This is a genomic window from Candidatus Laterigemmans baculatus (genome assembly GCF_010367455.1).
GTDB lineage: Bacteria > Planctomycetota > Planctomycetia > Pirellulales > Pirellulaceae > Laterigemmans > Laterigemmans baculatus.
In genome coordinates this window covers 19,142-29,729 of sequence record NZ_WRPR01000010.1, presented here as the reverse complement: position 1 = coordinate 29,729, position 10,588 = coordinate 19,142, and the positions used below count along the sequence as shown (strand labels likewise).

The 10,588-nt window shown below is 64.0% G+C and carries 7 protein-coding genes; all 7 read right to left on the bottom strand.

Going from position 1 to position 10,588, the window contains the following annotated elements; translation table 11 throughout:
• Positions 1–3: 3 nt before the first annotated feature.
• On the bottom strand, positions 4–2,232 hold the full coding sequence (locus tag GNK13_RS01545) for a hypothetical protein (protein ID WP_164100675.1): 2,229 nt from the start codon (positions 2,230–2,232) through the stop codon (positions 4–6).
• Positions 2,229–4,262 carry a BatA domain-containing protein gene (locus GNK13_RS01540; RefSeq protein WP_164100674.1) on the bottom strand — a complete coding sequence of 678 codons (2,034 nt, stop codon included), beginning with the start codon at positions 4,260–4,262 and terminating at the stop codon, positions 2,229–2,231. Before GNK13_RS01540 ends, GNK13_RS01545 begins: the two co-directional genes overlap by 4 nt.
• Positions 4,259–5,170 carry a DUF58 domain-containing protein gene (locus GNK13_RS01535; RefSeq protein WP_164100673.1) on the bottom strand — a complete coding sequence of 304 codons (912 nt, stop codon included), beginning with the start codon at positions 5,168–5,170 and terminating at the stop codon, positions 4,259–4,261. The genes GNK13_RS01540 and GNK13_RS01535 overlap by 4 nt, the downstream gene beginning before the upstream one ends.
• Positions 5,171–5,251: 81 nt before the next feature.
• On the bottom strand, positions 5,252–6,277 hold the full coding sequence (locus GNK13_RS01530; RefSeq protein WP_164100672.1) for an AAA family ATPase: 1,026 nt from the start codon (positions 6,275–6,277) through the stop codon (positions 5,252–5,254).
• 161 nt (positions 6,278–6,438) lie between these two features.
• A complete protein-coding gene (locus GNK13_RS01525) occupies positions 6,439–8,028 on the bottom strand; it encodes a sugar ABC transporter ATP-binding protein (RefSeq protein WP_235934712.1) in 1,590 nt (529 codons plus the stop codon).
• Positions 8,029–8,036: 8 nt separating this feature from the next.
• Positions 8,037–9,287: an ABC transporter permease gene (locus tag GNK13_RS01520; RefSeq protein ID WP_164100671.1), complete on the bottom strand. Its 1,251-nt coding sequence runs from the start codon at positions 9,285–9,287 to the stop codon at positions 8,037–8,039.
• A 145-nt stretch (positions 9,288–9,432) separates the two neighbouring features.
• Entirely contained in the window at positions 9,433–10,575 is a 1,143-nt protein-coding gene (locus GNK13_RS01515) for a substrate-binding domain-containing protein (RefSeq protein ID WP_164100670.1), read from the bottom strand.
• Positions 10,576–10,588 lie beyond the last annotated feature (13 nt).

The following is a 10,588-nucleotide window of genomic DNA, read 5'->3' as shown; positions in this document are numbered from 1 at the left end:
GCTTTAAACCAGTCCCACGATTTTGCGTCCGACCCAGAACAATCCCAGCAGCGCGATGATCACGCCGGCCACCGCCGGATGACTCCACAGCTGGACGCGGCGGACCGACGCCGGTGGAGCGGGCAAAGCGGCCAGCGAGCGAGCGACCTCCTCCACTTTATCGAGTGCGACGACTTTGCCGCGAGTCACGCGAGTGATTTCTTCCAAAACCTCGGGCCGCGCCGGTTTGCCGACCTGCTCGAGCGGTGCCCCTTGGACGAACAGGGTGGCTTCGAGCGAGGCTTGGGTCTGCTGGCAATGCAGCGTCACGGCGTGGTTGCCCGGTTCCTCGGCGGTGTAGCGTCCCGCAAAAGCTCCCCAGGCTTCGCCCGTATGGTGAAACCGGATCGTCTCCGCCGCACCCGAGGGAGCGACCACGCGGGCCGTGACGTCTCCTGCGGCGAGCGGTTCGCCGCTCGAGTCCATCACGTTGGCGTTGAACGTGATCGTCTGCCGAACCTGCGGCTGTTCGGGCGAATAGTACAACCGCATCGATTCGCCGGCCGCCATGTTGCGCTGGTAGGCCATCCACCGAACGACCTGACCCCAGAAACGGTAGTGGTAGAGGTCTTCCACGCCTTTCCGCCACCGCCACGCTCCATCGGTCCCCATGAACAACACCTTGCCGGCACCGAACTTTCGCGTGACCAGCAACGGCAGCCGCCCGTACTGGTTGCTCACCTCCCGATGCACGCTCAACACCTCGGTCCCCGCCTTGGCTCGACGGACCGGGGCGTACCACTGAAAGCCGGGAAGCGATTCCCAGACCGCGACATTCTCGTCGTGAGTGTCGGCCAATTTCGTCAGCAGGCTCCGCCGCCCCGACTCGGTCAGCTCGAATTGCTGAGGGGTTCGCGAGCCCCAGCCGCCGGGCTGCGTCTCGTCCAAGACCACCGGATACAAATCCTGCAGCTCGGTTTCCAGCAAGCTGAACTGGCGGCCTTGCCAGCCGGGCAGAAAGACCAAGCCGCTCGCTTGATGCTCGACCAAACCTTTGACGAGTGAGCACTGTTCGACGGTCAACTGCTCGTCATCGATCCCCACGTCGCCGAGGAACACCACGTCGTACTCGGCCAGCTCGTCTTTCCCTTCGGGGAAGCGCTGGATGTAGTCGATGCTGCCGCCGCCGACCCGGCTCAGCCCCGGGTGAAAGAGCAAGCACGAAACCTCCACACCGGGATCTCGCGAGAGTGCATTTCTCAGGTAGCGATACTCCCACCGCGGGTACGATTCGACGATCAGAACTCGCAGCTTTTCTTCGCGTACCGAGATCGGAGCGGTGACTCGGTTGTTGTCGCTGAGGATCTCTTCGGCATGACTGGGAACTTCGAGCGTCAACGTCGCCTCGCCCAGTTCTCCCGGTTCCCAAACGATCGCCTCGCTCGTCCGCCCCATTGCAGCGATCCGAATTTGCTTCTCCACTGCCTTGCCACCTGGACTGCGGAGCGTCACGGTCGTGGCGTAATCGCGGGGTAGCGAGCTGTCGATGGTGAAGGGAATGCGAACGCTTTTGCCCTGCACAGCAAACGTGGGGACGTCGAAACTGACCAGTTCCAGATCGGGCAGACGCGTCGTGCTGCCGACCGGGATCGCGAATACGGGGACGCCACGCGCCCGCAGTCGGCTCGCGGCACCGACCGGCGGCGCTCCTGCGTTCCAATCGCCATCGGAGGCGAGCACGACGCCGATCAAGTTTTCATGAGCCTCGGCGACCTTTGAGAGCGGCTCTGACAGGTCAGTCCCTTGCCCACTCGCGGCGATCCGCTGCACGACGACGTCTGCGTCTTCGTCGAGCGTTTGCCACGCCGCGGAATCGGTCAGCGGCGCGAGAGCTTCGCGGCGCGACAGGGGCGGGCCCGCCGCCGTGCCAGAGCCACCGCCAGCGCCCGACGCGCCGCCAGAGGTTTCTGCGACCACATCCCGCGTCTCCATGCTCGGCGAATCGTCCCATAAGACGACGACCGTCGGCTTGCTCGCCGGGCGATACTCCTCGATCCATTCCGGCCCGTTGAGCAAGAGGGCTGCGGTGGCCAGCAGCGCGAGCCGGACGAGCTCGAGCCCCAGGATCGAACGGCGATATCCGCTCCGCTTCCAGGCGAGCCAGGAAAGCACAGCGGCGATCGCCAAGGCGAGCACGGAGAACAGCAGCGTCCAGGGCGTCCAGGCCCACTGCAGCGAACGGGAGAGATTCATGCCGCGCTCCCTCCACTCTGCGACCGGGAGGGAAGGCAGAGGGCCGCTTCGATGACCATCGCTGCCATCATGCCCATGAGAAAGACTCGCCACACCTCTTGCACGAGCGACTGCAGATTGCCCGCCCGGTCATCGACGCGTTGCAGCGGGAGTCCACCAAACAGAGTCGCCAGCCGCTCGTCGCTGAGCACTCCGCCGCGGTCTTCGCTGCTCGCTCGGTTGACCGCCCACAACCGATCGTCGTGGGCGTAGACTCCTGCGCGAACGGGATACTCGGAGGAAAGGGCGTCGGCGGGGCCGGCGAGCTGCGCCCACGCTTCTGCTGGTGGGAGTGTCGCGTCGGGTCCTGTCGGCGTCGCGAGCGGACCCGCGGTTCGCTCCGCGACGCTCGAGAGTGCTTCGGCTCCGGCTGCCGCGGCGCGCTGCAGCGTGACGTACAGCACCACGCCGTCGCGGGCCAGCGTCGAATGTTTTTCGTGAGGCGTGGTCGTCCAGAAGTACGCACCTCCGCGGGGCGTGGCGGCGCGGACCAGCAGCGGCGCGCTGTTCTCCAGGGTCGCCAACTCGGTCGCCTCCCCTTCGAGGCTGCTGTATCCGCGGATCTCGAGCTGGCCGACGCTCAGCGATTGGCCGCTGAGCGTGTTGCGGAGCAAGTCGCCATCGCCCCGCCACGAGCGAACCGAGAGCGGCTCGGGCGACTCGTGCCAATCTTGCCAGCGGACGCCGAACGCCGTCTCCGGACCCGCGACGAGGGGAGGAAAAAAGATCACCTGTCCGCCGCTGGCGACAAACGATTCGACCAGTTCAGCTTGCTCGGCACGGGGTAGCGGGCCGTGCCAGAGCAGCAGCGCCACGCGTTCCCAAGCGATCGTTGCCAATCGCGTGCGGTCGATCCGTTCGGCGGTGCTGGTGACGTCGGCCGCCGGAGCGATCCGTGCAGCGAGCTCCAGCGGCTCGGCCGCGGCTGGGTCGTCCGAGACGATCACCGTGTGTCGCGGTGGTGGAGCGTCGAACACGAAGTAGAAGTCGTTGTCCGCGGGGTTGGCATCGGCCGGAATGGAGACGCGGCCATGCCCCCGCGTTAGGTTCGCTGGGAGCGGAATCGAATGCTCTTCCAGTTCAAACACTGGACCTTCCCATTCGACGCTCAGCACCGAACGGGCCCCTTCGATCTCGAACTCGATCGGAAGTGGCTGCTGAGACTCTGCCGCTGCCGTCCGCATCACTTGCAAGGAAACGCGGAGCTCGGCTCCGGATTGTGCGGACTGGCGGCGGACACCGGTCACCCGGATGCTGTGGTTCGTGGGAGAGTGTTTTGCGGCTCGGCCGTCCCCGGGCTGGGCGGGATATGCCAGGAGGTGAAAACGGACCCGCGGACCGAGTGCGGCGAATGCTTCGCGGAGCGACTGCCAGCGGGCATCATTCGGGTTCCAATCATTCTCTCGCAAATCCGAACAGATCCAGAGATCGGTCCGGCCGACTTTGTTGGCGCGGATGTAATCGAGTGCCGTGAGGAGCATCGCCGGCACATCCGCTGCCGCTTCGGTCGGTCCGGCTTGAGACAGCGTAGGTAGCGAATCGATCGACTCCAGTTCGCGAGCCGCATTGGTCGCACTTTCGATCAATACATATCGCGGGGTTCCGAGGGCCGCGAGGGAGCGGGCCAGCTGGGCGGTCCCGGTCTCCAGCTTTGAAAGGTTCGACCCGCCGCTGCGTTGCTGCATCGACGGGGAGCGGTCGAGCAGCACGATCGTCGTGTCGGCGACGCCACCGACCGCGCTTCCGACCCACCCGCTCGCTAGCGGACGGCTGATCGCGAAGATCAGGGCAGCAATCACGACCGCGCGGAACAGCAAAATCAGCCACTGGCGAAGGCGGGCGTATCCTCGCGACATGCGATTGGCTGCCAGCAAAAACATCATTGCTCCCCAGGGGAGCGTCTGATAACGCCGCTGGTTGATCAAATGAATAATGATCGGCAGGGCGAGCAGCGGCAGCGCGGCCAGCAGCAACGGCTGTAAGAAAATCATCGCACGCCCTTGCCGCGCGAGCGTCCGACCAGAAAACGCATCAGGACTTGCTCATAAGATTCGTCGATACGGATCCGGTGGTAATCGACTCCGGTTTCCACGGTGACTTGTTTCAGACGGTCGAGATAATCATGCAAGGCTTTCTGATACCGCTCCGCGATCTGATTCGGCTCCGCGAAGATGGCCGAGCCCCCTTCCATGTCAAGAAAGCGGGTTGGACGCTGGATCGTAAATTCTAACTCGAGCGGATCGAGCAACTGAAACAAGGACACGTCGTGTTTGCGAAACCGCAGATGCTCGAACGAGGCTCGCAGAAGCTGGGGATCAACGAAGAAGTCGGAGATCACGATCACCAGCGCGGCCTGGCGAATCGTCTCGGCCAATTCATGCAGCACCGAGACGAGTTGCGTTTCCCCAGCGGCTCGAGTCTGTTCGAGCGTATCGAAGAGGCTCATCAGGTGGGAGGGATTTCGGCGGGGTGGGAGATTGGTGACGATTCCCCCGGCGACGCACGACAAGCCGACGGCGTCTCCCTGCTGGATCGCCAAATAGCTGAGCGCTGCCACGATCCGCCGAGCGTAGTCCAGTTTTGTGAGACCGGTGGAGCCAAAGCCCATCGATCCGCTGGTATCCAGTACTAAGCAACAGCGGAGATTCGTGTCGGCTTCGAATTCCTTGACATAGAACCGATCGCTGCGACCATAGGCCCGCCAATCGAGCCGCCGCAGATCGTCGCCCGGAACGTACTTGCGATACTCGGCGAATTCGACGCTGGCCCCGCGATTGGGACTGGTATGTTTCCCCGAGACGTTCCCCTGCATCGGCCGGCGGGCAAAGAGCGGCAAACCGGCCAGGCGTGCGATTACTGTCGGATCGAGGAACTCCCGGGGACGCCCGTGTTTAAACATCGTCAGTCTCTTCGCCGTCTGGTTCTTGCAAGCTCCGCAGAAACCGGACGCTAGCGCGTTGCGGCTGATAAATCATTTGGGTTACGTGTCTTTCGATTCCGAGACCAAGCGCCGGACGATATCCTTCGCGGTGATCCCTTCGGCTTGGGCGGCAAAGGTGGTGATCAGACGATGCGTCAGCACCGGTTCGGAAACGTGTTGGACATCCTCCAACCGGACCATGTACGAACCGAGCAGCGCCGCGCGGGCTTTCGCTCCGAGAATCAAGTTCTGCACCGCCCGCGGACCGGCGCCCCAGGAGACGAGCGGTTTGAGCCAAGCCGGCGCCGAGTCTCCTTCGGGACGCGTCTTGCGGACCAGGCGGGCCGCGTAGGTATAGATGTGGTCGGGAACCGGAACGCGCCGGACGAGTGCCTGGTAACCGAGGATCTGTTCGGCGGTCAGCAGATGCGTCAGCTCGGGCAGCGCGCCGCCGGTTGTCGACCGCGCGATCTCGATCTCCTCATGCTCCGAAGGGTAACCGAGTTCGATCAGCGACATGAATCGATCGAGCTGCGCTTCGGGGAGCGGGTAGGTCCCTTCCTGTTCGACCGGGTTCTGCGTCGCCAGGACCATGAACGGCGGCGGCAACTCGAACGTTTTGCCGACGATCGTCACCCGCTGTTCCTGCATCGCCTCGAGGAGAGCGGCTTGGGTTTTCGGTGGAGCCCGATTGATCTCGTCGGCGAGCACGATGTTGGCGAACACGGGCCCGTGGATGAACTGAAAGGCGCGCCGTCCGTCTCCCTGGTCCTGCAGAATATCCGTGCCGGTGATGTCCATCGGCATCAGGTCGGGAGTGAACTGAATGCGGCTGAATTTCAACGACATCGTCTCGGCCAACTTGCTGACCAGCAGCGTCTTGGCCAGTCCCGGCACGCCCATCAGCAACGCGTGCCGCCGCGCGAACAGGCAGATCGCCAGTTGTTCGACCACCGTCTGCTGGCCGACGATCACGCGGGCGATTTCGCGGCGAAGCTGGGCATACACCTCACGCAGACGACCGATCGCTTGCACGTCGTCATCGCTCAGGCGGGGCTGCGGATCGGTGACCACCGAGTGGGACATGCAGAAGAATCCTTGGGGAGGGGCAAGACGCGTCGCCGGTCTATTATTCTTGGCCACTACATCTCACGACAGTCCCCGCTACGTCACCCTTCCGGATGCGGGAGGGTGGTGGATGGACGAAGCAAAATCGTTCGCAAGAGAGACTTGCTTTCCAGCGTCGGCTACCGCATCGCTGCTTCGAGGATCCTTTCCTCGGTGGCTTCCGCGCGGGAGAACTCGGCGGTCAGGCGGCCTTCGCTGAGCACGAGGATCCGGTCGCAGACGGTGAGCAGCTCGGGGAGTTCGCTGGAGGTCAGCAGGATTGCCAGCCCATCGCGGCAGAGATCGTCGATCAACCGATACAGCTCGGCTTTGGCTCCCACGTCGATCCCCCGCGTCGGATCGTCGAGCAGCAGGACCTGGGGACTGGTCAGCAACCAGCGGCCGATGATGCACTTTTGCTGGTTGCCGCCACTGAGGCTGGTGATCGGCGCCGCCGTGCTCGCCGTCTTCACTCCTAACTGCGTCGTCAGCTCAGCCGCCAGCGCTTGCTCCTTGCGACCCTGGATGAAGCCCAGCGGCATCGCTTGGGGCAAGTGGCAGAGGGTCATGTTCTCCTTGACGCTCATGTGCGCGAACAGACCGAGCCGCTTGCGGTCCTCGGTCACCAGCGCGATCCCGGCCTGCTTCGCCTCGGAGGGATGGGCAAAGTGAACGCGGCGACCGTCGAGCCAGATTTCTCCTGCGGGCGGTTCCTCGCTGGCTCCGAACAGGCATTCGAGCAACTCGGTCCGACCGGCTCCCATCAGCCCGGCAATCCCCAGGATCTCGCCCCGCCGGAGCGTGAAGGAGACTTGCTCCAATCGCCAGCGACGGGCGTGACCGCGTCGGCGAAGCGAAAGGTTGCGGACCTCCAGCACGGGGGCGCCGGGCGGGTGCGAATCCACCTCACGAGCGACCGTCTCGATCTCGCGGCCGACCATCTGGTGCGTCACCCGACTCGGCGTGGTTTCCTCGCGGCGCTCGACATTCACCACCTGCCCATCGCGGAGTACGAGAATGCGATCGGACAGGCGAAAAACCTCGTCCATCTTGTGCGAGATGTAGAGGATCGTGACTCCCGCGGTGCGAAGCCGATCGATCACGCGGAACAAGCGGGCCACTTCCGACTCGGTCAGCGCACTGGTCGGCTCGTCCATGATCAGGATGTCCGACCGCAGCGAAAGCGCCTTGGCGATCTCGACCAGCTGTTGATCGCCGACCCGCAGCCGGTGGACTGGGCAGCGGGGATCCACGTCGCACTCGAGCTGGGCGAACCAGTGGGCTGCCTCTCGCTGCATCGCCGCGTCGTCGCGAAACCCCAACCGGCCTCGCAACTCGCGACCGAGAAAAATATTGGCAGCCGCGGAAAGCTGTTCAACCAGATTCAGCTCTTGGTGAATGATGCTGATCCCAGCCGCTTCCGCGTCCCGCGTCCCACGAAAGCGAACCTCCTCGCCGCGGACCGTGAGGCTGCCGTCGTAATCGGTGATCACGCCGGAGAGGATTTTCATCAGCGTGCTTTTGCCCGCGCCGTTCTCACCACAGATCGAATAGAACTCGCCCTGGCGGACGTCGAACGTGACACCGGAGAGGGCGACGACGCCGGGGAATTTTTTCGTCACGCCGTGGAAAGCGATCACCGGCCGCGAATCGGCAGGCAATATCGAAGGGGGCAGCATCGAAGCGGGCGGCAACGAAGCGGAAGTCGGCTCGGGGGACGGGGCTGCCACGGGGATCGTCACCTCACCGCTGCGCGCCGGGCCTGGACGCGTTCGAGCACGGCTTTGAGCGTCAGCATCACAAGCGCCGCACCGCCGACCATCAAGCCGGTGCGGAGTTTGTCTTCGCTGATCGTCACGGCGGCGATAATCCCCAGCAGCCCGCTGACCACCACGACGCTGACCCAGCCGAGCAGTCCGGGGAAGAACGCCTTCTTCGTCCCCGCCCCGCGGAGTTCATTAAACGCGACGGCGAACACGACCAGCATTCCGACGACCAGGCCTTCGAACAGATCGGGCTGGCTCTTGAACAGCTTGGCGACCGAGTCGATGACCGACCGCAGGAAGATCGTTCCCAACACGACTCCGCCGACCGTGCCCACGCCACCGGTCAGGCTGCATCCGCCCACCACCGCCGCGGCGATCGCGTTCAGCTCATAACCCATTCCGTCGGTCGAGGGACTCGTCGTGCCGATGTAGCAGGCGTACAAGATCCCGGCCAATCCGGCGGTCATGCTGCTGATGCAATAGGCCAGCCACTTGAGGCGGTCGGTTCGGATGCCGCTCAGCCGCGCCGCCTCTTCGTTGCCTCCCATCGCGTAGATGTGTCGTCCGAGCACCGTGCGGCTGAGCAAAATCCAGAGCCCCACGCCGACCACCAACCACACCAGGCACGGCACCCACCAGTTGTGCTGGCTGATCGAGGTCAGCGTCTCGTCGGCGATCGTGATCGTCGATTGCCGCTGGCCGAAGCGAACGTCGGTGATGTCTTGGACCAGCAAGCGGGCCAGCGATCGGAGCCCCACCAGCGACGCTAGCGTGGCGACGAACGGGGGCAAACGCAGGACGGTGATCAGCCAGGCGTGAAAGCTGCCGACGAGAAAGGCGGCGAACATCGTCAGCACGAATGCCGCCGCCGGTATCCAGAAGGCTAGATTCGCCGTGTCGGGAAAGTGCCGCGCCGAGTCGCTCGGCCACCGCGTCGACAGATCGTCCGGGGCCAGCAGCACGATGAAGCCGAAGAACAACGTTCCGCTGAGGGCGATCACCGAGCCGCTCGAGAGATCGATGCCGCCGGAGATGATGACCACCGCGGCGCCGAGGGCGAAGATTCCGACCAGGGCCGCGTCGCGGGCAATCGCTCGGGCGGTCAACCGGAGCGTAAACGCATCGTGGTAGGCATCGCTGAAAATCGCCGTGACCGACAACACCAACAGAATCGCTCCGAGCAACCCGACTTCGTTGCGGAACTTGCGGAGGAATTCGGACACGGGCGGTGCGGTGGGTGCTGGGAGCGGAGGGGCGGATACATCAGCCGCCACGCGCTAGCGTCCGGTTCTCGCCGCGTTTTTGGGAACCGGGGGCTAGCGCCCGGCGGCTGATGGGGCGACTAACGAACGACGGAGCGACTATGGCTCACGAGCTGATCAAGCCGCGCTCTTTGAGCCATGCTTGGAACTGGGAATTCGTGAAGAAGACGGTCGACTCCTCGAACAATTCTTCCGTCAGCGGCGAACCCTCGTCGGGGGCCACGACTCGCAGCTCGGTGCGATAAATATCGGCTTCGCCTTCTTGGGCGTAGCTCGGGAACATTGCGTCGACGGTCGATTGGTCGTCGGTGACCAGCGCGTGCATCAACTTCACGCTCTCACCGCCCATTTGATAGGGATTCTGGACGACCATCACGTCCACGCTCCCCTGCGCCATCCCGCGGATGCTGTCCTGGGCTGCGTCGAAGCAGACGACTTTGGTTTTGTCGCGAATCCCACGATCCTCGACGACGTTCATGATCTGCGGCGTGTTGTAGGCCCAGATCCCGACCAACATGTCGCACTCGGGATGCTGGTTGAGCAGGTCTTCGACGTTCTTGCGTGCCTTGGGACGATCGCCGCCGTCGCTGAGTCTGGCGAGTTCGTTGAAGCCCGAGTCTTCTCCGACGCCCTGGAGGAAACCGCTCATCCGCTCGACGGCATTGGCTTGCCCGAGGTCGCCGACGAAGAAGGCGAAGTCGGCACCATCGGGGCTGAGCGCCTTGGCAGCCCGGCCCAGCTCACGGCCGCCGATGATGTTGTCGGTGCCGAGGTAGGCGAATCGCGCGTCGCGGAATTTCTCGCGGTTTAGGTCGCTGTCGAGCGTGATCACCTGGACTCCCTTCTGCTGCAAGTTCCGCAGCTCGGTCGCCAGATTGCGACTTTCGGGATTGAAGACCGAGATCCCCACAGCCGCTACGTCCGAGGCGATGACATACTGCTTGAGCATGTCGATCTGTTTTTTGTCGGTGAAATCCCCACGCTGGAAGTCGACCACGAAACCTTGCTCGGCCAGCCCCAACTCTTCGGCCGCCGCTTTCGCACCCGCTTCGCAGGTATCCCAGTAGGGGTCGGGGCCGTTGGTCAGGATGATGATCCGGCGGGTCTCGGCGGCCGCTCCCTCGCCCTCGCTCACCTGGCGGCTCGAGCAACCGGTGATCGCCAGCGCGAGGAACAGGCCGAGTCCCGCGAGCAAGCGGGAAGCGAGGAGTCGAGAACCGGTGAACCAAGCGAAGCGGCAGATCCACATAAGCGCGTCCTTC